The following is a 26,053-nucleotide window of genomic DNA, read 5'->3' as shown; positions in this document are numbered from 1 at the left end:
TAAAGGTTGCAAAAGTACAGCTAGTGAAGCGAATCAGCTCATCTCTCATACTGTTTATACTGGTAGGGTATTTTCTCTTCTCATTCCTAATTAGCCCTTATGCAAGGGCGGGGAGATTGAGTCGAGAGATGGATCTTGCACTTCAATATGTACTTAATGATACTCTTTTGAAGGGAGATGTCCTCGAACGGGATAGTGTTATGGCCCCTCTATTACAGCCAGATTCTGTACGCACTCGTTCTAATCGTATTTCTAAGGATGAGTCCATAGTTGTTTCTGATTCTTTGCCGAATGACTCCATAACTACAGACTCTGTGAAGTCTGGGCAATTGACTGCTCCAGTGGATTTTGAGGCCCAAGATTCACTCGTGATTCTGTCTAAGCGAAATCTTGTGAGGATGTATGGTAGCGGTAAGGTGAGCTATCTAACTCAGCAACTGGAGGGAGACTTTATGCAACTTCAGACAGATACAGGTACGGTGTTTAGTACCTATATTGATTATCCAGACTCCCTTAAGAAAGAGCGGGTGTATGCGAAAGTCAAAAATGATGATGAGGAGTATCAAGCTGGTGCTATAAATTATAACTTCCATACTCAGAAAGGTTATATCACTGAAGTCATTACTCAGCAAGGTGAAGGTTACATCAAAGCTAATCAAACTAAGCGACTAAAGACCAAGGCACTTAACTTAGCGGATGCTAAATACACGACTTGTACCAATCATGATCATCCCCACTTCTATATAGCCATGACTAAGGCAAAAGTACGTCCGGGCAAAGATCTAGTGGCTGGCCCACTCTATTTAGTGCTTGCAGATGTCCCTCTACCTATTGGGTTGCCTTTTGCCTTTTTCCCATTTACCACTTCTCGTGCTTCTGGCTTGATCATGCCAACGTATGGAGATGAGATGGAGCGTGGGTTTTATCTGAGAAATGGGGGGTATTACTTTGCCATAAATGATTATGTGGATCTCGAACTGACTGGTGATGTCTATACCAAAGGTTCTTGGGGTGTGCGAGGTCGCTCGACCTATCGCAAGAGGTACCGCTATAGTGGCTCTATTGATGCTAGTTACTTGGTCACTATAAGGGGGGATAAAGTGGCAGGGGATTACTCCAAAGGAACAGACTTTAGGATCGCGTGGTCACACCAGCAAGATGCTAAGGCCAATCCATATCGTACTTTTTCAGCGAATGTAAACTATTCTACAAGCTCGTATAATCATAATAATCTCGATGGTCTCTACAATCAAGCAATTATGGGGGAGAATACGAAGAGCTCAAGTATTAGCTTTAGCCAACGTTTTCCAAACAGCCCTTGGAGTATCTCCGGGTCCATGGATATCACTCAGAGATCACGAGATAGTACCGTCGCGATGACTTTACCTAACTTATCTATTACGATGAGTCGTATCTATCCATTCAAGCGTAAAGAGCAAGTGGGAAAAGAGCGTTGGTATGAAAAAATATCGGTATCATATTCTGGACAGCTACGAAATACGGTCGAGACGAAAGAGAATCAACTCCTGAAGACCAACCTTCTGAGAGATTGGCGTAACGGGATGAGTCACTCTATCCCTATTTCTGCTTCTTTTGATCTCGGTCAATACATCAAAGTAACGCCTAGCTTTAACTATACTGAGCGTTGGTATATGTCTAAGCTTCAAAAGGCATATGATCCTGCTTTGAATAAGGTGGTTGAAACAGATACAACCTTTGGCTTTAATAGGGTATATGACTATAGTGCGTCTCTATCCTTATCTACCACTGTATATGGTTTCTGGAAGCCCTTGCCGTTCTTGGGAGATAAGGTCAATATGATTCGTCACCGAATGGAACCATCTATCTCCATTAATTATCGTCCCGACTTTGGTGCAAAAAAGTATGGTTATTGGGAAGAGTTGAATTATATTACTCCTGAAGGTAGAGAGGTGGATACGTATTATTCTCCGTACGAGCGACAACTTTTTGGCGTTCCTGGGAGAGGAGCGAGCGGTAGTATCGGCTTTTCGCTAGGCAATAACTTAGAAGCAAAAATTAAGCAGAAGACAGACTCTGTTTCAGATGAAACCGAATTCAAAAAGATCAGTCTGATTGAGTCCCTTAACCTGTCAACAAGTTATAATCTTGCCGCAGACTCATTCCAATGGAGTGACCTCTCCGCTTCTTTGTCTCTAAGACTTTCTCAATCGTTTACACTACGTTTGAGTGGAGCTTTTGATCTGTACACTTATGACTACCATGAGCATGACGGGCGTATTAGTCCGTATCGTGTGAATAAGCTGAGGGTTCTTAATGGAAAAGGTCTTGGTCGCTTTAGAGGTACCAGTACATCGTTTTCGTACACGCTTAATCCTCAGAATCTAAAAAAACTTTTGGGGGTATTTGGATTGCGTAAGAAAGATCAAGGTGATGGAGATGGTGATGACGATCCTAATAGAGGTAATCTTAATAACGACCCATACGGTAACAATGGGTTATCTGACAGAGATGGACCTGGTGGCAATGAGTCAACTAATCTAATGAGTCATGGCGATGATGAGTTGGGGACCTTCGATCAGTATGGGTATTTGGAGAATAATGTGGATTGGAGCTTAGGATTTAATTATAACTTATCGGTAGGACAAGGCGAATTTAAGCCTGAGATCAAAGAGTATGGTTATAAGTGGCGTCAAGACTTAAGCTTTAACGGGTCGTTTTCTCCGACTAAGAACTGGAGACTTAACTTCTCAGCGAACTACAATTTTGATGAGAAGAAAATTACCAATATGTCCTGTAATGTGACTAGAGATCTTCACTGCTGGAGTATGACGGCAAGTTTTATCCCATTGGGACCCTACAAGTCGTATCACTTCTCTATAGCTGTTAAGTCTTCGTTATTGCAGGATCTAAGATACCAGCAAAGTAGTCAGCCTAATAGGGGCGGATATACGTGGTATTAAGTATATTGTGGGGAGAAACATGAACATAAGAGATAAATTCACTATATAAAGAAAGGAAGTTATGGATAAGAAGAAGATTCTATTTTTATTTCAGCCAACTGTTGCGTCCGGATTAGAAGAGCTTTATGAGCGTTATGAAGTTTTGACGATTCCTGAAGGTAAGAAATTTTCAGAGGACCTTCTCTCTGAGCTACCTAAAGATGTTGATGTCCTCGCCAGTGAATTTACTATCCCAGTGACATCCAAAGTTATTGATTATTTCCCAAACCTGAAGTTGATTGCTAACTATGCCGTTGGATTCAATAATATTGATGTAGCGTATGCCAACTCTAAGGGTATAACAGTTTCCAATACACCACAGGCTGTGATTCAGCCGACTGCAGAACTGACTGTAGCACTGCTATTGAGCGTAAGCCGTCGTGTAGCAGAGTGGGATCGTTTGATGAGACGTCAACGCTCAAGTGAGAAAGGTAGTCTTGCTGACGGAATGGGCTGGGATCTATATAAAAAGAAGGCCGGTATCATTGGCTATGGAAATATAGGGAAGGCTGTTGGTAAAATGTTACAATCATTTGGGATGCAGGTCTTTTATAATAAGCGAACTAGACTGAGTCCTGAAGAAGAAAAAGAGCTTGGTGTAACTTATTCGAGCCCAGAGGAGATTTTCCGCACTTGTGACGTTGTCTCCCTGCATATGCCCTATACTGCTGAGTCTCATCATATGGTGAATGCAGAAACGTTAGGGATGATGAAGCCGGATGCCATTCTTGTCAATGCCGCTCGTGGAAAAGTGGTGGATGAGGCCGCTTTAGTAGAGGCTCTTAAGAATGGAAAGATAGCAGGAGCTGGCTTAGATGTATTTGAGCATGATGACTGCCCACTAGATGAACTTTACGATTTAGAAAATGTGAGTATGACTCCTCACGTAGGAACACAGACTAGAGAGGCTCGTATTGCTATGGCAGAAGAATTGACCAATAATATTGTGGGATTTTTCGAGAAAGATCGTCCTATCGCGATTGTTTCGATTTGAAATTGATCATTTCTAATTAGTAGCAGAAAGCGTATGAGTGGTAGAATAAATATTGCATTGGATGGTCATTCGTCTTGTGGTAAAAGTACGATTGCTAAAAAGCTGGCTAAAAGTCTTGGCTATACTTATATAGATACTGGTGCGATGTATAGAGGCGTTACACTTTTCTCCCTAAGGAACAATCTTTGGTCAGAAGGGGAACCCATGGAAGAGGAGATTTCTAAGCGTCTTCATGAGGTTAATTTGCGCTTTGAACCACATCCTGAAGGTCAGCATCTTTTGCTAAATGGTGAGGATGTGGAGCAAGAGATTAGAGGCATGGAGGTCTCTAATCACGTGAGCCCTATCGCTACATTGGGTGCTGTTCGTCGTCATCTCGTAGCACAGCAGCAAGCTATGGCTAAGGAGAAAGGCGTTGTGATGGACGGTCGAGATGTTGGTACTGTAGTGATGCCTAATGCTGAACTGAAGATTTTCGTGACAGCACGTCCTGAAGTTCGAGCAAAAAGAAGATATGATGAACTCAGAGCGAAGGGGGATGATGTCAAGTATGAAGAGATCCTTGAAAATGTCACAGAGAGAGATCGTATAGACAGTTCGAGGCAGATTAGTCCATTAAAGCAAGCCCAGGACGCTATCCTCTTGGATAATTCTGACCTCACTTTAGATGAACAACAACGCACAGTAGAGGAGATGGTGCAGAGAGTCCTAGAGGGTCTTAGATGAGAACGCTTGATATCGAAATAGATTCTAAGAGCGGTTTCTGCTTCGGCGTGATTAATGCGATAAAGAAAGCAGAAGAACAGCTGAAAAGTGGAGGGGCCCTCCATTCGCTTGGAGATATAGTACATAATGGAGAGGAAGTAAAGCGTCTTTCAGACTTGGGCCTAAAGTCCATAAGTCATGAGCGTCTGAGTGATGTTAATGGTCCACGCGTTTTATTCAGAGCTCATGGAGAGGCTCCTGAGGTTTATGAAAAAGTACGATCTGAAGGGTTGGAGATCATTGATGCTACCTGTCCGGTCGTACTACGGCTTCAACGAAAGATTAGAAACACCTACGAAAATAGTAGGGATGAGGACGCTCAGATTGTAATCTTTGGTAAGGAAGGGCATGCCGAGGTGATTGGATTAGTGGGGCAGACAAAGGGAGAAGCTATTGTGGTACAGTCAACTGAGCAGGTGATCAATAAGGTAGATCCTAATAAGCCGATCTATCTATTTAGTCAAACGACTATGAGTCGCGAGGAGTATGCTCAATTAATTACTTTTATTGAGAGCTGGATAAGTCCCAACGTAACGTTCGAATACTTCGATACTATATGTCGTCAAGTCTCAAATAGAGTTCCAGATATCACAGCCTTTTCTAAAAGTAAAGATTGGATATACTTTATAGCGGGACGGAATAGTAGCAATGGTAGATGGCTATATGAAACAGCCAAAAAAGCGAATCCACATACGACATTTATAAGTAGTCCTAGTGAGATTGAAGATCCCTTACCCGATTGGGTTCGAACAGTAGGTGTATGTGGTGCTACTTCCACACCCGTATGGCAAATGGAAGCGGTGGTGAAGAGGGTAAAAGAGATTGAAGAAAAAAGGTGTTCCGAGTAGTGAATATATATGAAGAGTATATTAAGTAAAGTAAGTGGACTGTGGGTCGTTTTAATACTGGTCCTAATGGTTAGATGTTCATCACCACTTTCAGAAGAATTTCAGTTGGTGGATCAGCTCTACTTGGCTGTTTTGCCTTTCACAATGGAAGGGAAATATGTAGCCTATGAATTAAGAAGTACTACTCAAGATACTCAGTTTATTGAGAAACTTAAAAAAGTACATGATATTCCAGCTCTTGAACTGTTGAAAGAGAAAGGATATATCCTAATAGAAAATATAGAGCAGTTTGACAATCTCTATAAAAAAGATGAGCAACTGTACTTCATTGTCGTCAAGATTTTTATTAATGAAGATGGCTCTCTCAAATATATCTATGTGAATAACTTTAATGAAAATAATTTTTGAGTGATTTTAGATAATGGGAGATCATAATACTGATAACGATACAGTCCTTTCGAATTATAAGATCCCTTTTATGAATAAGACGCTTTCTGATCTCTTTATAGGGAGCAGAAGTATCTGGGGTGTGATGATTGTCCTTATGCTAGTTAGTACATGGGTGATCTTTTCAGCCAGTTCTACTAAAGCCTTTGAGTCTTTAAATCAAGGCAGTAGCTTCTTCCTTTTTTTTGGAAAGCACTTGTTTTTTATGCTTATTGCACTTTGTTTCTGCGTGGGGGTGTCGCATATTGGAACGAAGTACTTTAAAAGGTATTCAACCGTTATCCTTATCGCTTCAGTCTTTTTATTGATCTTAGTTTTCTTTGTTGGTAATGATATTAATGATGCGAAGCGCTCCCTTTCGATCGGACCAATCTCTTTTCAACCGTCAGAGTTGGCACGCTTGGCTTTGATTAATTATGTGGCAGCACTATTGCACCTTCCCAAAGGAGAGCACGCATCTATAAAGACCTTCAAGAAAATCGCCTATGCGACCGTCTTAGTTTGTGGTATTATCTTTATCGATAATATATCTACAGCCGTTATTCTCGCCTCTGTTATTTACTTCATGGCTTTGATCGGTCGAGCTAACAAAAAGATGATGTTTCGAACCACGCTCGTAGCTGTTGCTGGTTTTATATTTGTGGCTGGTGTAATCATAATGATGCCCGATCCTAAGGACATAGAGTCAGGTGCGGCAGAGAGGACATTTGTAGGAAAAGCACTCTCTAAGGTTGGGCGTTCAAGTACCGGTGTTATGCGTATCAAACGATTTGTAACACAGGTCAATGCTCCAATTAATGAGACAACGTACTCTGACTCCTCTAATAAAGATCTTCAGGTCGTCTCGTCTCAGAAAGCGATTGCTAATGGTGGCCTAATGGGCGTAGGGTTTGGTAAAAGTGAGCTTCGCAACTTTTTGCCCGAAGCTTATTCCGATTTTGCATTTAGTATTATTTTGGAGGAGCGAGGTCTCTTAGGTGCCATTATTGTCATCGGTGCATACCTTGCACTTTTTTTCTTCGTGGGGGGCATTGCCAGAGAGTCTCGAGGAACGTATCGGTCACTATTAACGATGGGGATAGGCTTGATTATAACATTGCAAGCGATAATACATATCCTGATCTGCGTTAATCTATTCCCTATCACAGGACAAAACTTACCCTTCGTTAGTAAGGGGGGATCGAGCTATGTGATCACAGCGATTTATTTTGGCATCTTATTGAGTGCAAGTAATGAGGGGAAGATCATTAGACAGAGGGAAGTGGCAGATGCATCAGGGATAGAAGGGATGCCCGTAGTGGAAGCTAATAAAGTCCCAGATTTGACAGATGATTTTCAGAGTGGATATGAGGAGATGAAGGATGAGTATGAAGGAGATTGAATTAAAACAGGTAATGATAAGTGGTGGCGGTACTGGAGGACATATTTTTCCAGCGTTATCAATAGCTAATGAGATTCATAGGCGGTACCCCAAGTGTAGGATTCTATTCGTGGGAGCTCATGGCCGTATGGAGGCGGAGCGTATTCCGGAAGCGGGTTACGAAATAATGCTATTGCCTGTAGAAGGACTTAGTCGTGGAAAGAATCCATTCAAACATATTCGTACACTGTGGAAGCTCCTGAAAAGTACTCGGCAAGTACGAAAGCAAATAAAGGTGATGAAGCCACAAATAGCTATAGGCGTGGGGGGGTATGCTAGTGCTCCTACACTTATAGAAGCAGCTAAACAAGGTATCCCAACATTGGTACAGGAACAGAACTCATATGCAGGAAAGGCTAATAAATTAGTTGGTAAAAAGGCGGAAGCAATCTGTGTCGCCTATAAAGGGATGGAGCGGTTTTTCACTAATAAAAAAATAATTCTCACTGGAAATCCAGTGAGAAGTGGGCTCTTGGACACTTCTAGGAAGCTACCTATGGCTTATGAATATTTTGGATTTGATCCCAAGAAGAGAACTATCTTAATCATAGGAGGCAGTTTGGGTGCAAGGACCATAAATAATAGTGTTATTAACGCTCTTAATAGAGTCGTTGCGATGGAGAATGAGGTCCAAATGATCTGGCAATGTGGCAAGTTTTATATCGATGATGCTCAGCGGATTCTTTCCGAGAAGGGTCTGGATGGTCGTAATATTCTTCTCACAGACTTTATTAGCCATATGGAGTATGCATACTCTATTGCCGATTTGGTTATTTCAAGAGCAGGTGCTAGTTCTATCTCTGAACTCTGTTTGCTAGCTATGCCCTCTATCTTAGTTCCGAGCCCTAATGTTGCGGAGGATCACCAGACTAGAAATGCTGAAGCGTTGGTTCGTGAGAATGCTGCTGTAATGGTTGCTGATAAAGACGCAGATAGACTGTTGATGGAAACAGCCCTTCAGCTTATTAATGATGATATTACATTAAAAGAGCTATCAGAGAATGTATCAAAACTAGCATTACCCGATTCTGCAAAAAAGATTGTGGATGAGGTTGAACGCATTGTTTTAGAGAAAAGCTTAGAGAAATAAACGAAGATATGAAGGAGCCCATCTTTTTTATTGGTATTGGTGGTATTGGAATGAGTGCCATCGCACGATATTATCTATACTACGGCTACCCTGTAGCAGGATACGATCGTATTCGCTCTAAAGTGTCTATGGCTTTGGAGGAGGCGGGAGCTCATATTATCTATGAAGACGATCCTAACCAGATTCCACAAGCGTTCCAAGCCCCCAACAAGGTCAGAGTCGTTTATACCCCAGCTATCCACATGGATAATAAGATACGTCAGTATTATGATAGCCATGGCTATGAGCAACTCAAGCGCTCGGTTGTTCTTGGTGAAATCACACGTCAGCACCAAGCTCTTTGTGTGGCGGGGGCACATGGTAAAACGACCACAAGTACTCTCCTAGCTCATCTTTTAGACGAATCGCACATCGGTACGAATGCTTTCCTTGGTGGGGTATCTCAAAAAAATGGATCTAACTTGTATCTCAATGAGCTTAGTCCTTATGTAGTGGTAGAGGCTGATGAGTATGACCGCTCCTTTCATCAACTAACCCCCTCTCATGCTATCATTACATCTACGGAAGCCGATCATCTTGATATATATGGTACAGCTGAGGCATACAAAGAAGCATTTCAGATATTTGCTGAGTCTATTAAGTCAAATGGCTACTTATTAGTGCATGAATCAGTCCATCTTTTACCACTCAGAGAGGATATTCAATGCTTCTCCTATGGTAGCAGTAGATCATGTGACTACTATTATTCCAATCTGACTTATGATGAAGGAGAACTCTTTTTTGACTGGCATTTCCCAGGAGGAGTATTGAAAACCCTAAAGATCGGCACTCCAATAGAGATTAATGTGCTCAATGCTACAGCGGCTCTTGCTTTAGCAAAGCTGCTGGGTGCTACAGAAGCAGAGTTACGTCACGCATTGTCAAGCTTTAGAGGCTCTAGACGACGCTTCGAAATATGGCTGAATGAACCTAATCATCCCATTATGATTGATGATTATGCACATCATCCTGATGAGATACGAGCATCTTTAGGCTCTATTCGCAAGCTCTACCCAAATAAGAAAGTTACTGTCGTTTTCCAGCCCCACCTCTTCAGTCGTACGGCAGACTTTATGTCACAGTTTGCGGAAGCTCTGTCCCTCGTTGATGATGTGATCTTGATCCCTATATACCCAGCTCGCGAAGAGCCTATTCCAGGCATTACATCCGATGCCTTATCTCAATTGGTGACGGCTAAGAGTGTTATCTCTGTTTCGAAGGAAGGCTTGATTGATGAGTTAAGGAAGCACAGTTCAGAAGTAGTTGTTATGATGGGTGCTGGAGATATCGAGTATGAATTGCCAAAAGTAAAGGACTATCTACGTACGATTCAATTGTATGATGATGTATGAAGAAAACTATCATTATAATACTTAAGTGGATTTTAGCTCTGGTTTTGCTAGGGGGCTTAGGTGCTTCCTATTTTCTAATGAAAGGGCAGGCTCGGTACTCTGTAGTTCCAAAGCTAACACATATCGATGTGCATCACCCAAGTAAGTCCGAAGAGCTTTTGCCTAAGGAGGTCATCATCAAGCATCTTCCATTTAACATTGAAGATGAAAAGCTTCAAGCGATTAATACAGAGGATGTCGAGACGGCCTTAAAGAGTAATATACCATTTATTAAAAGTGTTAATGCTTATATTTCCCCTGAAGAACATCAATTGAATATTGATATTACAGGACGAAAACCAATTTTACGATTTTTCAATTCTGATAAATCCTACTTTCTTGATGAAGATGGAGATTATTTATCTACAAATGGTGGGGTGGCTGTCTATTTACCAATAGTCAAGCTTTCAAAGGACGATGAGGAGATGCGTAAGGAGGTCTTATTACCTTTAGCACAATATCTACAGGAGCATGATGAATGGTATTCCTTTTTCGGTCTGATAGAGGTCTTCTCTCCAAGCAAGATACACTTTTATCCCAGGGTGGGGGATTACGTTTTTGAGACTATAGGAGTTCAAAATCTAGATGAAGACTTGGACAAGATCAAAATATTCTACAAAGAGATTGTACCACAAGTAGGTGCGAATAAATATGGTCTTATTAAATTATCATTTGATAATCAGATCGTTTGTAAAGCACGCTAATAGGTCTCCTCTTCTCAGAATTTCTTCGGACTTCATCGTAACAGTCATAGATGTCTAAAATGACTATCTCTTAATTTTGAGATTGATCCTATAAGTATAAAAAATCAATAGGAGAGGTGAAAATCTTTGTTATAAAGCACACATTATTAATGAGATAGTATTATAAAAATTGCTATCTTTGCGGTTGAGTAGTGGGATGGTGAGTAAAAAAGCCATTCTCGTTAGGCAAGCTACTCTATTCAAAACTACCATCAAAAATAATTATTGCTTATTATGAAAAATATCCTAATCATTGGTTCTACTGGACAGATTGGTTCAGAGTTGACTATGTATCTTCGCGAGCGCTACGATGGAAATGTCGTTGCTGGCTATATTCCTGCACAAGCACCAAAGGGCGAGCTTTTGGAAAGCGGTCCTGCAGAGATTGTAGATATCACCAATGCACAGCAAATTGCGGACGTGGTATCAAAATATAATATTGATACTATTTATAATCTTGCAGCTCTTCTTAGTGCAGTAGCGGAAGCTAAGCCACAGCTGGCATGGCAAATTGGGTTGGGCGGACTTTTTAATACCCTAGAAGTTGCCCGCGAAAAGAATTGTGCCGTATTTACTCCAAGTTCGATTGGTGCGTTCGGAAAAGATACTCCAAAGGATAAGACCCCACAAGATACTATTCAGAGACCTAGCACTATGTATGGTGTTACTAAGGTATCAGGAGAGTTGCTTAGTGACTATTACTTCAAACGCTTTGGGGTGGATACCCGCTCAGTACGTTTCCCAGGTTTGATTTCAAACGTAGCACTTCCTGGGGGAGGAACAACAGACTATGCTGTAGATATTTATTACAAAGCGGTCCAAGAGGGAAAGTTTGTATGTCCTATCAAAGAGGGGACTTATATGGATATGATGTATATGCCTGATGCTCTTAAAGCAATGGTACAATTGATGGAGGCTGATCCTACTAGATTGAAGCATCGTAACTCCTTTAATATTGCTAGTATGAGCTTCGAGCCTAATGATATCTATCAAGCGATTAAGAAGGAAATGCCAGACTTCACAATGACTTATGATGTGGATCCTTTACGTCAGAGTATTGCTGATTCATGGCCAAATTCATTAGATGATAGTTGTGCTAGAGCAGAGTGGGACTGGAATCCTAAGTATGATCTAGAAAGTATGACTAAGGATATGCTTAAGGTGCTATCCGAAAGATACAAGAAGTAAAGAGTACTAGACGGTGATGACTATTAAAGATATACAAGACGAGATTATCGATGATTTTTCACTTTTAGACGATTGGATGGATCGCTATCAACTCATCATTGATATGGGTGGACAGCTCGAGCCTCTTCCAGAGGCTGATAAAGTCCCCAATAACGTGATAGAAGGCTGTCAAAGTCGAGTTTGGATCACGGGTGAAATGGATGATGAGGGACGACTTCAATTGAGAGCTGACAGCGATGCTGTTATTGTAAAGGGCATCATAGCGATGTTGTTAAGAGTACTTAGTGGTCAGAAACCTGAAGATATATTGAACGCTGATCTCTACTTCATAGATGAAGTGGGCTTGAAGGAGCATCTTTCTCCTACAAGATCTAATGGATTGTTGAGTATGGTACGTCATATTAAGTTGCTTGCCGCATCTCAACTACAGTAGTGTGATTGGCTATATATCTTAAGATATAAGATGGTGGGGAATACTTTCATGAGAAAGTATTCCCCACTATTATTTGATAACCAAGGAAAATCTATGGTTTTACCCTTTGCCGAACACATCCCTATCGCATTCTGGCGTAAACACTTTTTGGGACACTACCCACAAGCAGTAGATATACTACACCTGCGAGGATGTCATAACTTCGGATGGCGACGGAAGTAATCTTCCCACTCCTTGGTTTTCAAACTCAAGAAGTTCAATTCATATATTTGGATAGTAAAATAACCAGGGGAACTACTTTCCATATATACATTGCCATCTCTTATCTTAATGGGCTTGCGTATTAAGCCTGCCGGGACTCGGCAGCGATCCCAATAATATGAACATACTTTTTCCTGCTCGGAGATATCTCGGTCATTGCTATCTGCGATATAGATGGCTGAGACATTTCCATCGCTATCAAAGTCAGCACCCCAAATCGATATAGCGTGATTCAGACGAGGCAACTTGATACCACAGGTGATTGCCTCCTTTGATTGGAGTGCTTTCTTTATCTCTTGTGTCATATTATCAGCATATACGGATACAATCCTAGCCACGATTTCATCTTTCCCTAGGACATCTTCGAAAAATGCAGCTCCGTCTTTGGTCTCTAAGCCATATCGACCAGTAAAGAACCAACTCAACGTAGCACCCAAATCATTACCAGTATTCTCGAAATGTTTTTTGAAAAATGAAAAGACCTCACTATCAGACAAGCTATAATGACTAGGACCAGTATAAGTACCATAGCGCTTGATATAATCTTTATTTTGTTCTAGCCACCAATGGATAGAATTGGAATTGGCAGCTGCCCAGCACATCTCAGAGTCTGATTCCTTGCCTCCCTCATTACGGGAAGAATATTTTTTGTTACAGTCATACCAGCCATATTCTGCTTTCCATTATAACCGTCGAAACGAAACGGCTCTCGAAGACAAAACGAAATGGCTTTTTTCTTTATTGATTGGATGGGTGGTAGGAAAAACGAAACGGCTCATTTGATTGTGACGCACACGTACATTTATAATATTATTCGCTCTCTGGTGGTGGTCGAGTGGAGAACGAACTAAGAAGCCCGGGCTACCGAAATAGCCCGGGCTTCCACATTTGTCACTTAATAGCGACTACTTCGACTCCTTTCCAGTCCATACATTGCCAGCCATCCCTGCGAAGAAGTCGGCAACAGCGACAATAAGTAGCACCTCGATTGCGTTCTTCATCGGGGTCAAGAACGCAAGCAGGAAGACGATAACCGTCTGAATCGTAACTTTAATTTTATCAAGCCAGTATTCCATTACTTTTATTCATTTTAATTTTGGTAAGTTTGTATGTAGTAAGTATTTAATTTAAGATGGTTGTAAAGTATGAGACGATTTTTGTACCTGCTCATTGGAGCAATGATGGTTATCGGGCTTGCGTCCTGCAAGGAGAAGCCAAAGGTTTTGAAGCAAGGAGCGATGCTCTACGTGAACGTTAAAAATCCAGCTAATATGAAAGCAATTATAGCAGATGTTACCCCAATTGAGGGCGATGAGTTTACCCGCCTTACACCTCGACAGCTCGTTGAGAAGGCAATAGTGTTTTGCTACCTTCATCGAAACGATGATGGCGAGATTGCCGAGTCGAATGTATCTATCGAAGATGTGCAAAAGGATATAGAGGGAGAGCGAATCAAGATGTGGGGCGAGCAAGTAATCAATAAGGACGGAACACTCAACGAATATTTTATAGGACTTCGAGATGTACGCGTTGGCATACCTATCGATGAGGGCGATATAGGAGGATATATCCCCAACTCCGTTATGGAGGAAGCTGAGCGTGAGATAAAGAAAGCATACAACGAGGGTAGATACGATGATGTATACCGTCTCTTCCATGAAGCCTATACCGCAATTCCTTGCACTAAAGCAGAGTGGCTCGCACTTAAAGAGAAAGGGTTGCAATAATATCATAATCATATAACTTTCATAAGGGCTAGCTATTTTGCTAGCCCTTTTTGTTGTCTTAATCTGCTTGAAACGCTACATAGCTAAAGCCATTTTGAGCAGGGTTGTCTCCGTTTGTTAAAAGCTTCATCGTAAACGAGTATGCCTTAACCCCGTACACTCTCACGGATAAGTTCCAATTCTGATTATTCCCTTTCGTTCCAGAGGGCGTCACAAGTGGTACATAGTTGCTATGAGGGATAGAGTGGTAGACCGTGAACACACCTGTATTATGGTTGTACGATGCAGATGCCGAATCACGTTTTTGTTTTTTGCAATACCTCCCGAACTGTCTAATCTTACCCCCGCTAAAGTTGAAGCTCGCTCCAGCGAGGACGGCACCGCTGCCTCTCCACTCGTCAGCTTCTATTGCATTTGCTTTTATAACACCTTGCACGAGGACATCCCCCACTATTTTCACCACCCAGTTGCTTAAGTAGTTGAATAGTATCTGCCTTTGTCGTCCAAAGAAAAACGCTACACGGTCTTTCGCTAGTGCCACAAAGGGTTTTGAGAGGTCGTAAGGGACGAACTCTTTACCCGCATTTGTATATGCTCGATAAGAACTTCCTCCGTCGCTTGCAGAGCCATTCACCACAAGATAAACCCTCCATTTGTACCCTTTTACCATTACATTTGCTGGAATGCGCATATATACTTTCTTCGTCTGGGTCTGCACATCTTGGATATCCTCGAGGGGTAAGATTTCCGTGTATGAGACAGAGCATCCCTTGGCGTGTGCACTTGCTGTCACTTTCGTGCTTGTGTCGCTCCAGACGACGACTCCAGATTTATTGTACACTTTGACTTCCACATGAGCAGTGCTATTCGCCCAGGCAGGCAGATAGTTAATTATTCTGTCTCCTCGGTCACTTCCTAGCTCATAAGCAGAACGGGCTGACATAATCGATAGTCCTCCGGAGTTAAGATCTTCCCGAGTTGCGACTGCCTCAGCTGTCGCTGTCAATTCAATCTCATGCCTTATCTCTCTGTTGCTTTCGATACTCTCATCTTCTTTCACAATAAGGAACTCGCCACTCTTGTTTTCAGCTCGTACAGACGGCATCGGGAACTCTTTAATCACTGTACTCTGATCGTTCATGTAGCTTTCGCTGGGGGCAGTTCCACCAAACTTCAGATACTCGTGATTTTCACCCGATGACTGGTCGACAAACTTCACCACATCCTCTTTGTCAGCGTTCAGGTACATGTCTCCGAATCGAGCTGAGCCGTCGTGGTTGATTACCACGCGGGAGGTGTGGTTCTCTTGCTTATAGTTCTTAATCCCAGCTTCGAACGCTACACCGCCGCCATGGGAGTAGCCAGAGATGGCGGTAGTGATCTCGTCATCTTTGTTGCTCATGAGGATGGATTTCGTGAGCAGAAGACCGCCAGCTATGGTGGTCTCGCCGTGCTGGAGGGCGTCGGTGAGGTAGCGGATGTCATCGAACTTGCTCGCATCAAGTTTGCCCTCCTTCAGTTGCTTAGTGATGGTCTCGATCGATGAGATGAGGGTGTTGGCATTGGAAAGTCCAGCGTTGATCTCTTGTACCTCCGCTTTGAGATTGCTCCATTCGCCCCACGCACTATCATCAGCACCACCGACACGATACAACTCCTGACCGCTGTTAAGAGTCGCTTTCTGCGTCACTCGACCGCCACTTTTATCACCCCAATTGACTGTCGTCTCAAGCGTGCAATACGAGCCATCCCTCCAGACCTTCGGAATTTCAATAACACCTTGAAACTTAAACTCCTTGACGGTTGTGAGTCGGTAATTCTCACGATACCAGTTTGGCAGTTGGTTATCATTTCTAGTGTCCTTGACGTCTAGACCGTCGCCTTTCGGACCAGTCGGACCTCGGTCCCCTTTTTTACCCTTAATGAGCGTCCACTTGTAATCTGATGGAGTAGTGCTGTCCGCCTTCACAAAGTCGGTGTAAGTGCCGATATAGGTCTTGCCTGCTGACACAGTTGTACTAAAACCCTTCTTTCCGTCTGCTGATGTGGCGTAGGCGATATGCAGGTAAGGGGTGCGACCATCTGCACCCGCCTTGCCTGGGGTACCGTTGCGCCCATCTGCACCCTTAATCAGTGACCACTTATACTTCTTGTGGTCGCTGCTATCCTCTTGCACAAAGTCCACATACATACCAATATAAGCCTTTCCAGTAGGAGACTGAGAGAAGCCACCACCCGATGCGTTATTGGCATAAGCGATGTGGGTATATTGAGTTTTCCCATCCTTACCGTCACGACCAGGGAGTCCGTCCTTGCCGTCTTTCCCTTGTAATCCTTGTAAGCCGTCTTTTCCATCCTTACCGTCACGACCATCGCGGCCTTTAATGAGCGTCCATTTGTATTGAGTTGGATCGGTGCTGTCTGCCTGGTTATAGTCGGTGTACTGCCCGATATATGACTTACCTTGGCTATCGCTCACGCTAAACCCTTGCCGACCATCCGAACTATTAGCATAAGCGATGTGCAGGTAAGGGGTTCGGCCGTCTTTTCCTGCCTTACCAGCGATGCCGTCACGCCCATCTGCCCCCTTGATGAGCGACCACTTATACTTCTTTGGGTCACTCGAGTCTGTGGCGACGAAGTCCACATACATACCAATATAAGCCTTTCCAGTAGGAGACTGAGAGAAGCCACCACCCGATGCGTTATTGGCATAAGCGATGTGGGTATATTGAGTTTTCCCATCCTTACCGTCACGACCAGGGAGTCCGTCCTTGCCGTCTTTCCCTTGTAATCCTTGTAAGCCGTCTTTTCCATCCTTACCGTCTGCACCTTGCGCTGGTTCTCCCGTGTCCACATATTGCGTGCCATCCCAGCGCCACCAGGTGCCATTCTTGATGATAGGGTGATGCGTGTCCACCTCATCGATGTAGTCGATGAGGTTCGTCTCCTCTTGAGTATCGGGGCGACGGAAGTGGATCGCATCGGAGTAGATCTCGCCTGTCTCGAGGTTGATGGTCATAGCACCGTTTGTGCTCGAGATGGTATTTAGGACCATTTGACCTGGAGTGAAAAGGCTGTAACCGTATAGCTTATTGTACGCTCTATCGCCATCCACAATGCTGGATAAAGTTCCAATAAGGAGATGATAGCTCTGTGGATTACTCTCCATTTCTATAGGTTTTTCCGACAGCAGATAATTGCCTATCTCACCATCTCTATCTACCTTAGCATATATGTAGTAGCTGGCGAAATCATCAGTAAGTGCTGGTGAGATGTACTCAGGGATTGACCAGTAGCGGTAATCGGTAGCTGGTCGATTAGCAGTCATATCGGTAATGCCGATGGTCTGATGTCTAATGATGCCCTTACTGATGATTACTCGCTTGGTGCTGGGGTCATAATTCACAGAAAAAGGGGCAGCCTCAAGCGAATTAATCGCTTGGACAAATCCAAACTGTGTCGCCTGGCTACCTATAAGAATTGCCATGGTCTCCACGACGCTCGGTTTTATCCTCGCCGTAAAGCCCTCCAGCCCTTCAATAGCCTTTTCGACCATCCCGATGAACTCCAGCGCCTGCTGGTAGTCCTGTCGCTGCGAGCGTTGCTGTGCCCTCCGCTCTCGCTCGGCTATCACCTTGTCTGCTTCGAGCTTGGAGAGGGCGTTACTCACACTGAGTGCAGCTGGTGCATTGGAGAGGGTGAGCTGTGGAGCGTAGGGCTTGTCGAGGAGTGTGCGGACACCCGTCACTCGGATGACAGATCCCTCGGGGTGATACTGCGGGTCGCTAAAAAGTAAATGCCCACCTGGCTGCATATACCCACCGATGCGTAGCCACTCCTTCTTCGCCCAGATGGGATCTACCTCCCCAGAAAAGATATAGGGAGGATTAATGACCGTATCGAAGTATCGTACTGCCTCCTCGAAGAGCCTTTGAGAAGCGTTCGAGAGGTATTCGGCAGGGAGGGTGATATTGAAGATGGCGTACTTATCACCTTCCTTGGGGACAAAGTTGCCCCCAGGCATCATAAATCCATCCTGCTCCTCGCTCACGAGCTTAAACTTTCGCTCGGAGTGGATATAGCCACTGAGTTTGCCTTTCGTTTGCACAAGAGCAAACTCCCGCCCTGTGAGTGCTCCCGTCTGAAAGACCACCACCGCTTTTTCGCCTTTGATACGGTAGTCGTTAAAATTCAAGCTCTCAGGGATAGAGGTGTCGGTAAAATCGTATCCATCTGCCTCCTCAATGACCTCAGACACTGTACCCTCCCGCATCGGATATACGGCGGATCCATCGTAGCTATCCTCCGCAGTGCCGATTGCCTGATCACAGGTGATGTACATGCCATGCGCATCCGTATGATATGTACGACCATTGTACTGTAGCGTTGCAGATTTAGGTAGGAGGAGTGTTTGAGCTCCGTAGGTTGAGTAGTCGATATTACGTGTGCCACCCTCGACATAGAGTTTGCCGATCGCCGACTTTTTACCGTCATTGTGTCGCCCAGTGCCAGGGCGGAACCCCTTACCATTGCCATAGCTCATCGGTAGAGGGTTATCCTCCATGATGCTTACCTTGCCGAGCGATACCGTCTTATTGTCGACGCTAAACTCAGTATTAAACACCTCCGCCACTCTAGAGATGGCCCCGAGGCAGTACTCATGACTAAAGGCGAGTGTCTGTTCGGTCGCCTCGATCACATTGCCAACACTCCACCCACCGCCGTAGTGCTCATTGAGCGAGTCCACGATACAGCGGACGAAGTCAATCGGTTTAGCTGTGATGGCAAACTTCACTCGGTAAGGTATGCCACCCGAGATATCCTTGATGAGACAGGAGGAGAGGAGCTCCTCCTCACCGTGAAAAAGCAGGGTGTAATCAAACTCCTTGCTGTGTTGCTTTTTGATGCTCGCTGGGTAGAGCAATGTATAGCGACGTGCCTCATACTCCACATAAGAGTTAAGAGGGATATCAATAGGTTTATCAGATTTAACCACCAACTGGAGGGTGCTGCCACCCATGATCGAGCGATCGCAGTAGCTCCCCTCGAGGTTGGCCACATCAATAATCTTAGTTCCTTGTGCGTTGTATATAGTTATCATATCAATTGTAGATTAAGCGTAAATGAGATAACTGGTTGCTGGCTCACCTGCTTAGGTGTCGAGCATGAGAGGTAGCGAGCCTTAAGAGTTGTGCCCATGTCCGTAGATAGAGATAACTCCCCTTGCAGAGCATCCCAGAGAGCTGCACGATTAGCCCACAGCACCGACCAAGATGATGCGAACATCGTACACATTAGTTGTGCCTCTCTCATATCTCGCACGAGCGTCAATGCCTTAAAATCATCAGGTGTATAGAGCGCATGTGTCTCGTTGATGACCATTCCAAATTGAGATAGTGAGACACCTCCAATTTTGTATCTTGATCTAAAAACTACAGGCTCCACATCTGACGTTATCTGAGTCTTAGGCAAGTCGTCCAGCTCATAGCGATAGGCTATTTCCATGATATGATCACCCTTGGCCAGCACCTTGCAGTTGTCCGCATTAGCCTTGCGGAGGGTAAAGGTACGCCCCCAGCCGTGGGGCGTTAGCTTAATGCTCTCTGCCTTGTGGTATTGCTCGAGAGCCGACCGAGCGGCGAGCGAAGTAACCACGTAACGCACCACCACCTCGGGGTGCTGGAGCTGGACGGTGGTAAAGTCCACCTGTAAGCCCTCCACCTCCTGCCAGTCATTGACCTCCGCATCGGAGAGATTAGGGAGCGTAAAGAGTTCCTCCGCGCCATGACGTGCGAGGTAGATGCCTTGTGCATTAATGTCTATATTGTTGATCAGTGTCGCCATCACATTATTTCTTTAGGTAAATACCGTCTTGTGCCACTCTATACATGTCAGTAGCGATGTTATCAAGCTTGCGGAGATAGTCGCTATTCGCTGCGATGCGGTCAATCTGTCGGATCATGGTAGCAAAGTACACCCTTGCATCACGCTGGTAATCGTCCGTCTGCTTGGCGTAAGTTACGAGGGTCGATAGTCGGTCCACCTGCACCGTCATCAGTCCCTCGAGTCGCTCTGCAGAGTCTTGCGTCATCCTACCAATACCTCGAGCCTCCGCCTTGCGCCCTGCATCCATATCAGGGAGCTGCAGACCTTGTTTCTCCAGCTCAGACCGAAAAGCATCCATGGCATCTTTATAGCCATCGATATTGCCCCGAGCCGAATCGACCAGCCAACGGATATCGTCTCTGATGTCACCGTCTCCTCCTGCCCCAAAGCTATCCTCCATCCGCTTCTGGAGCTCATCGAAAGACTCTTGGAAAAACTGAGCGAAAATCATCTGCTCGCCGATGTCGTAGATGACCTTAGAGGCGTACGACTTGAAGTCATCAAAGGCAGCATAGATATCGCCATCGGCTATTCCCTTCTTCAGCGCTTCGGAGAGCTGGCTACCAATGTCACCAGAGAGCGAGCGGAAGTTATCCCGCATCTGTTGCTCCGCCTCCTGCGCTTTCTTTTGAATCGCATCCCAATTGTCCACCAACTTTTTGGTGGCGTCATCCAGCTTAGCATAGTCCTGTAGGATTTCGGGGTTGAGTGCAAAAGTATCCTTGTCATATATCTCCTTATACTTTTTGCCGAGAGATTCGAAAACTGGCACCAGTTTTTTCTTAGATCCACCGAAGATACCACCAATGAGGGCACCGATACCAGCACCGATGGCTGTACCTATGGGTCCAAATATAGACCCCACCACACCGCCAGCGGCTGCACCACCAGCTGCCCCTTTGGCCACATTACTGCCTGATACTACCTTTTTGCTACCCACCTGCACTTGGCCATTGGCAAGGGTACGGGAGAGTGCCTGCAGCTCATACATCGTCTTAGCGTACTGTTTAGCCCCAGCGATGGCTCGTGCGTAGGGGTTTTCGACGCCGAAGATATTACCCTCTTTATAGCCTGCTGCCTCGATGCGTTGCATCCGAGCTACCTGCAGTGCAGACTCGTTTGCCTCCTGCCACGCCTTCATGAACTCTCGATTTTCCTTAGCCTGCTGTATGGCGACATCTGCCACCTGCATGATGCCCGAAATGGCAGCGCTCACTTTATCTATAGACAGTTTGGACTTTATCCCAGAAACAGCAATACCAACCGACTCGGCGAGCGAGCTAAAGGTTTCGCCGATTTCTCCGCCCAACTTAGACAGCGAGCCGAAAATGCTCTGCAGGCCTCGACCCATCTCCTCCAGTTTGCGGACGGGTATATCCTCGAGGGCATCGGTGAGGTCTTTGATACGCTCGGTGACCTCCTCTATCTCCTTGCCCACATCAGCACCATTCGCCTGCATCTCCTGTAGCTTAGCTTGTCTTTTTTGGGCAAATGCCAGCTCCGTTTCGAGGAGTTCCTCCTCACGCTCCGTCTCAAGGTTATACCGCTTGTTGGAGATCTGTATGCGGCGGAGAGCTATCATCTCCTCGAAGTCGATGCGGTCCAGCTCGCCCTCCTTTCGGATGCGAGAGAGCTCCGCTTGCTCTTCGGTAGCTATTCGGACGAGGATGTCGGCAAGCTCCTCCTTATCCCTCACGTGTGCTTCCGCCTCCTTCCGCCACTCATCATACTCACGCTTAGTTTGGGCAATGCGTTGTTCCTGTCGGGTAGCCACCTTGGCATCAAGGGTTGCCTCCACCTCTTGGATGATGCGGTCAGATGCCGCATTTGCTTCGGCTACCTTGCGGAGGTACTCAGCATCGCCATTGTCGCTGACGAGCTTAAGTTTTGCTTGCTGGGCGGTAGTATCAATTCCCGCCTTGGCGATTTCCTCGAGCTCACGCTGACGCTCCTTGAGGAGTGCCTTACGCTTCTCATTTTCTATCTCCAGCTCTCGGAGCTTCTTCTCGCGCCCCTCCTTAAGTGCTGCCAACTCAATAGCCAGCAGTTCCTCCTCATTAGCCTTGGCGATTTGAGCAAGACGATCCGACATTTTTTTGTACGCATTTTCTGTACTCTTACTACTCTTACTGATAGTATCGATGGGGACCACTCCGATGTTATCCCAGATCTCTTTGTATTCTTTTTCAAAGTTCAAAGAGTTCTGTATTAGAAGGTCTCCTGCCTCTCTATCCTTACGAGCGTCATCAGCTATATCACGACTTCTTAGTTTAGCGATATAACCTCCATCCGTGTCTCCCCACCCAAGGCCCAGAGTAAACTGCCTTACATTTTCTTCAAATGCAAACCAGCTATCCATACCAGTAGGATTGGCAGCTCTTTGCTCTGCCTGCATCATCTTTTGAATGCTCTCTTTGTATTTTTCGCTGGCTAGCTCCATGGATGCGGCAGCCTTAGCCCTAATCATGACGCTTTTGACAAAGGCGTCGGTGTTATCAACCAGTAGATTTTCGGCAGATCGTACATCATCTACCTTTACACCCATCTGCTTAAAAGCTTCGGCATTCTTCTGGACAAACTCTTTTTGCTTTTTCAGGTTACCATTGAGTGCTACAAACTCTTGTTGTAGTCGCTTGTAGGTAGCAATGACATCACCAACTTTATTCGATACAGAGGAGGCAAAGCGCTCCTGCTCCTCACGTATCGCCTTTTGCTTGCTCTGCCACTTGTCATAAGCTGAGATTAAAAAGCCGATAGCGACGGACAAACCGAGGGTAATTGTCGCGGTGAGTGCTTTGGCTGCTGCCGCAGACATACCCAATGATGCGGCTAATTTAGTGTTTGCGGTGGACCAAAAGCGTTTGACCTTGGTTACCGTCTGTATGCGAAACGTAGAGGTCTCGAGCAATACATTTTGCACCTGCTGCAAACCAATAGTAATCGCCATCAGTGATTGCAGCTTGGTTTGGATGGCGGCTTGGTCCTCTTGGCTACCCCCTAAGAGCGTCCACGCACCAGTGGCAGCTGATGCCGCACCAGAAAAAGCACTCACAGCATCGGCAAGACCTTGCCAGCTTCTATTACCCTTTGCGAGCTCTTGCCCCGTACGATTGACCATCGCTTGCGCTTCGGCTAATTCTTGGAGGTCTCGCTCCAGCTTGCGGTAGGTCTCACTATTCTGTTTGCCAGCAGCCGAGAGTGTTGCCATCTCCGCTTTGGTCTTTCTTATTTGCGTAGCAATTAAACCGTATCCGTTTATGAGTTTCTCCAGTTCTTTGCTTTCAGCTGCCAACGCCTTTTCCTGTAGTTCAATTTCTTTATTTACAGATGCTAGCTCCTGCTTATAGAATTTCCCATCTTTGGTGAGACCCCAGTCTTTATTCTTCGAGGAGAGTGCTTGTATCTGATCATTGATTTCAATGATGGCATTCTTCAGCTCATTGATTAGCTTTTTTCTGAAGTCCATTGTTGCTTTTAGCTTTGCCTGAGCATCCAAAGCACCTTGCGCCATCTCCTGTATGGCCGAGGTCGCTTTACCTGCTTCCTCCTCTACGTTACTATTGAGCCGTATGTCAATGCTTACCTCATCCATGCTTTAACTTTCTTCTTTGATGCCTAATAAACTTCTTAACTCTTTCGCCCCCTCTATCACTGGTGTTTCCTCCTTATCTTCCTCGCTACTCTTGTAGTCGATATATGGTTGGTCAATGTCCTCGAGGAGCAAAAGTGCAAGTGGCTGAGCCATCAGATCCTCATGTGTTAGTCCTCTATCTCGTTTCCACTTGCCGATGACTCCGAAGACGCTATCGAGTCCTTTGACTCTTGACTCGTCTTGCTTTGTGGCCTCACCCGAAGCATCCTTATCAATGCCCACACCGAGAGAGTAGCTTTCCGAAAATTTTCACCCCTGCACATCGTCATCGTAAGATTATAGAGGTGCAACAGATCTTTAAGAAGTACTTGGTCAAGTTTATCCACTAATCTTGCCAATTCTCTTTCTCTCGGCTGAGCTTTGCCAAGAATCGCTATGGCTACAATACGTTTAACTCCGAGAAGTTGTTTTGGCGTAATTACATTTACGTATAGTTGGCTTATCTCCTCTTCTGCCAAGTCATTAATCACCGCCTCATGTAAAATCATAAGAGCGGTACCCACACTGGGGGGCTTAATCTTTACCGTGTCTCTCCCTATCACTCTTTTCCAAAACGGGGCGGGCAGCCGAAACCGCACGCCCCGCTGGAGGATCAGGTCGAGAGCACTCATTGTGCTATCGTCCATAGGTTATACCGTTGATGGGTCCTTATCGTAGATACCCATAGCGACATTCCACGCTGTCGATGCCCCGAGGCACTCGAACTCGAATGGGAAGGTAACTACACTCTTTTTCCCAATTTTGCCGCTCATGGTTACAAATCCCTGTGCGTTGGGCACGACGATGACCGAGCCGTCGCTCATCACCAGCTTAACCGACTTGTGGATGCGCTTAACATCAGCTGATAGCTCCACACCACCTTCTGTCGCTTCGCCACCCAGTAGCTCCGCCATCTGTGCTTTCGTTACTGAGGTAAAGCTACCAGTGTACTTGTAAGGTACACCGTCGTAAGTGATGTAGATAGGCGAGTCGCTTTCGTGTACGCCAATTTCAAATTTTTCGGGTTTATCTCGGAAAAGACCCACTTCATCTCCATCAAAGTGCATCGGTGCCTTAGTGGTAAATGAGGTGGTTGCGATGGCATCCTTGGAGGTAATCGGCTCTCCGAAGTAAGCCTCCTTGATGCGTAATACTGCGATTGGATTATTTGTTGACATACTATTATCTCTTTATTCTGTTTACTATTAGATTGCTGTATCTCCTTCTTCTGGGGTTGTTTCCTCCTTAGGTGGTGTGCTGGTCGTTGGTGCCTTGCACACATCTGCTTGACACTCGAATTTCACTCTACTAAGCTCCGCCTTGATGAAGGTAGATGGAGTAAAGCGCATCTTAACACCTCGAATGTAATCAGAGGTAAACTTTTCGCCAGCGGGTACTGACTTACTTGAAATGCGTGGGGTAAAGGTGCCCAGCTCGTGAAGATTAACACTATACCCTAACCGCATATACTCACTGACCACCTCGCCAAGGTGCGTCAGTACGTTCATCACATCACCTCGACCAAGCGAGGTAATTTGCTCAAGTCTCTTTGCGATGTCTCGGATAGGCACTTTACCTTTGGACATCTGGGTAGCCATTTGTATCTGCTGCCCTCCATTCAACTTGCTTTTTCGTTGGACTATCTTATATTCAAATGCCATATTCTACTTACTATTTATTCTCGGAGAGTATTCATAAACTCTCGGAGAGTGTTATAATTTCCTCGGAGCATTTTCCATGCCCTCTTTTATTGATATATAAATGATACTAATTACCCCGATCCACATCAAGGCTTTCTGCCACCAGTGTAGGTGGCTCACTTCTATCTCTCGGACCACTTCCACGGGTACTTCCTTGATGGTAGTCGTTTCGGGGTACTCGACGCGCTCTGGAGGGTGCCTCGCTTGTAGCTCGAGCATACCTTGTCTTAATTGCCATAGCAGCTGTAGCCCTTTAGGAGAGACAGACACTCCTGATGTCTGAGTGCCATTTGAAAGCCGTTCGAGCGGCACTCGCATGAGTACCGAGTCGCCTGGTAGCTCAATTGTCTTTAGCTCCACTTGGGTGGTCTCCTTGATTGGCACCTGCTGGATCACAGGTTGCTTCGCCCTGCACCCTGCAAGGGCGATGAGCATTACCATGAGTATTAAGTATCGTTTATTCATCCTTTTTAATAGTTGTAGTTCTACGTCTCGAGCGAGGGATG

22 protein-coding genes and 1 pseudogene are annotated in these 26,053 nt (G+C 45.1%); 12 read left to right on the top strand and 11 right to left on the bottom strand.

Features of this window, described 5'->3' with window-relative positions:
• The first annotated feature begins 128 nt into the window (after positions 1 to 128).
• The 11 genes from QYZ87_02725 to QYZ87_02675 all read left to right on the top strand — a co-directional run bounded on the left by QYZ87_02725 (position 129) and on the right by QYZ87_02675 (position 12,339).
• A complete protein-coding gene (locus tag QYZ87_02725; GenBank protein ID MDN4753444.1) occupies positions 129 to 2,942 on the top strand; it encodes a putative LPS assembly protein LptD in 2,814 nt (937 codons plus the stop codon).
• A 61-nt stretch (positions 2,943 to 3,003) separates the two neighbouring features.
• Positions 3,004 to 3,975, top strand: a complete 972-nt coding sequence (locus QYZ87_02720) for an NAD(P)-dependent oxidoreductase (protein MDN4753443.1) — start codon at positions 3,004 to 3,006, stop codon at positions 3,973 to 3,975.
• Between the two features lie 33 nt (positions 3,976 to 4,008).
• A complete protein-coding gene (cmk, locus tag QYZ87_02715) occupies positions 4,009 to 4,701 on the top strand; it encodes a (d)CMP kinase (GenBank protein MDN4753442.1) in 693 nt (230 codons plus the stop codon).
• Positions 4,698 to 5,588: a 4-hydroxy-3-methylbut-2-enyl diphosphate reductase gene (locus QYZ87_02710; GenBank protein ID MDN4753441.1), complete on the top strand. Its 891-nt coding sequence runs from the start codon at positions 4,698 to 4,700 to the stop codon at positions 5,586 to 5,588. The genes cmk and QYZ87_02710 overlap by 4 nt, the downstream gene beginning before the upstream one ends.
• A gap of 9 nt (positions 5,589 to 5,597) precedes the next feature.
• On the top strand, positions 5,598 to 5,996 hold the full coding sequence (locus QYZ87_02705; protein MDN4753440.1) for a hypothetical protein: 399 nt from the start codon (positions 5,598 to 5,600) through the stop codon (positions 5,994 to 5,996).
• Between the two features lie 13 nt (positions 5,997 to 6,009).
• On the top strand, positions 6,010 to 7,416 hold the full coding sequence (locus QYZ87_02700) for an FtsW/RodA/SpoVE family cell cycle protein (GenBank protein MDN4753439.1): 1,407 nt from the start codon (positions 6,010 to 6,012) through the stop codon (positions 7,414 to 7,416).
• Positions 7,397 to 8,545, top strand: coding sequence for an undecaprenyldiphospho-muramoylpentapeptide beta-N-acetylglucosaminyltransferase (murG, locus tag QYZ87_02695; protein ID MDN4753438.1), 1,149 nt, complete (start codon positions 7,397 to 7,399; stop codon positions 8,543 to 8,545). The genes QYZ87_02700 and murG overlap by 20 nt, the downstream gene beginning before the upstream one ends.
• 8 nt (positions 8,546 to 8,553) lie before the next feature.
• Positions 8,554 to 9,936, top strand: a complete 1,383-nt coding sequence (gene murC / locus QYZ87_02690) for a UDP-N-acetylmuramate--L-alanine ligase (GenBank protein ID MDN4753437.1) — start codon at positions 8,554 to 8,556, stop codon at positions 9,934 to 9,936.
• Positions 9,933 to 10,679 carry a hypothetical protein gene (locus QYZ87_02685; GenBank protein MDN4753436.1) on the top strand — a complete coding sequence of 249 codons (747 nt, stop codon included), beginning with the start codon at positions 9,933 to 9,935 and terminating at the stop codon, positions 10,677 to 10,679. The genes murC and QYZ87_02685 overlap by 4 nt, the downstream gene beginning before the upstream one ends.
• 273 nt (positions 10,680 to 10,952) lie before the next feature.
• Positions 10,953 to 11,906 carry an NAD-dependent epimerase/dehydratase family protein gene (locus QYZ87_02680; protein ID MDN4753435.1) on the top strand — a complete coding sequence of 318 codons (954 nt, stop codon included), beginning with the start codon at positions 10,953 to 10,955 and terminating at the stop codon, positions 11,904 to 11,906.
• Between the two features lie 16 nt (positions 11,907 to 11,922).
• A complete protein-coding gene (locus QYZ87_02675) occupies positions 11,923 to 12,339 on the top strand; it encodes a SufE family protein (protein ID MDN4753434.1) in 417 nt (138 codons plus the stop codon).
• A 194-nt stretch (positions 12,340 to 12,533) separates the two neighbouring features.
• On the opposite strand, the gene QYZ87_02670 is transcribed toward QYZ87_02675, so the two are convergent.
• From QYZ87_02670 to QYZ87_02660, 3 genes and pseudogenes are all read right to left on the bottom strand, one after another.
• Positions 12,534 to 13,025: an IdeS/Mac family cysteine endopeptidase gene (locus QYZ87_02670; GenBank protein ID MDN4753433.1), complete on the bottom strand. Its 492-nt coding sequence runs from the start codon at positions 13,023 to 13,025 to the stop codon at positions 12,534 to 12,536.
• Between the two features lie 111 nt (positions 13,026 to 13,136).
• Positions 13,137 to 13,265, bottom strand: a pseudogene (locus QYZ87_02665) (IdeS/Mac family cysteine endopeptidase).
• A gap of 240 nt (positions 13,266 to 13,505) precedes the next feature.
• Complete coding sequence (locus QYZ87_02660) at positions 13,506 to 13,676, bottom strand: hypothetical protein (GenBank protein MDN4753432.1); 171 nt, start codon at positions 13,674 to 13,676, stop codon at positions 13,506 to 13,508.
• Positions 13,677 to 13,745: 69 nt separating this feature from the next.
• Between QYZ87_02660 and QYZ87_02655 the strand changes: the two genes are divergently transcribed.
• Positions 13,746 to 14,327, top strand: coding sequence for a hypothetical protein (locus QYZ87_02655; protein MDN4753431.1), 582 nt, complete (start codon positions 13,746 to 13,748; stop codon positions 14,325 to 14,327).
• 58 nt (positions 14,328 to 14,385) lie between these two features.
• On the opposite strand, the gene QYZ87_02650 is transcribed toward QYZ87_02655, so the two are convergent.
• The 8 genes from QYZ87_02650 to QYZ87_02615 form a co-directional block, all read right to left on the bottom strand.
• A complete protein-coding gene (locus QYZ87_02650) occupies positions 14,386 to 19,431 on the bottom strand; it encodes a hypothetical protein (protein ID MDN4753430.1) in 5,046 nt (1,681 codons plus the stop codon).
• The gene (locus QYZ87_02645; protein MDN4753429.1) at positions 19,428 to 20,174 is read right to left on the bottom strand and encodes a hypothetical protein; all 747 of its coding nucleotides are present in this window, start codon (positions 20,172 to 20,174) and stop codon (positions 19,428 to 19,430) included. Before QYZ87_02645 ends, QYZ87_02650 begins: the two co-directional genes overlap by 4 nt.
• A 4-nt stretch (positions 20,175 to 20,178) precedes the next feature.
• On the bottom strand, positions 20,179 to 23,808 hold the full coding sequence (locus tag QYZ87_02640; GenBank protein MDN4753428.1) for a hypothetical protein: 3,630 nt from the start codon (positions 23,806 to 23,808) through the stop codon (positions 20,179 to 20,181).
• Between the two features lie 3 nt (positions 23,809 to 23,811).
• Positions 23,812 to 23,961, bottom strand: coding sequence for a hypothetical protein (locus QYZ87_02635; protein ID MDN4753427.1), 150 nt, complete (start codon positions 23,959 to 23,961; stop codon positions 23,812 to 23,814).
• 14 nt (positions 23,962 to 23,975) lie between these two features.
• A complete protein-coding gene (locus QYZ87_02630; GenBank protein ID MDN4753426.1) occupies positions 23,976 to 24,494 on the bottom strand; it encodes a hypothetical protein in 519 nt (172 codons plus the stop codon).
• Between the two features lie 3 nt (positions 24,495 to 24,497).
• The gene (locus QYZ87_02625; protein MDN4753425.1) at positions 24,498 to 25,025 is read right to left on the bottom strand and encodes a hypothetical protein; all 528 of its coding nucleotides are present in this window, start codon (positions 25,023 to 25,025) and stop codon (positions 24,498 to 24,500) included.
• Positions 25,026 to 25,052: 27 nt separating this feature from the next.
• The gene (locus QYZ87_02620) at positions 25,053 to 25,508 is read right to left on the bottom strand and encodes a hypothetical protein (GenBank protein ID MDN4753424.1); all 456 of its coding nucleotides are present in this window, start codon (positions 25,506 to 25,508) and stop codon (positions 25,053 to 25,055) included.
• Between the two features lie 51 nt (positions 25,509 to 25,559).
• Positions 25,560 to 26,053 (bottom strand): hypothetical protein (locus QYZ87_02615; protein ID MDN4753423.1); only part of this gene is annotated, 494 nt, incomplete at its 5' end.

This window comes from Porphyromonadaceae bacterium W3.11 (assembly GCA_030434245.1).
Classification (GTDB): Bacteria; Bacteroidota; Bacteroidia; order Bacteroidales; family Porphyromonadaceae; genus Porphyromonas_A.
The sequence above is the reverse complement of the archived record's forward strand: the minus strand, read 5'-3'. Positions and strand labels throughout refer to the sequence as shown.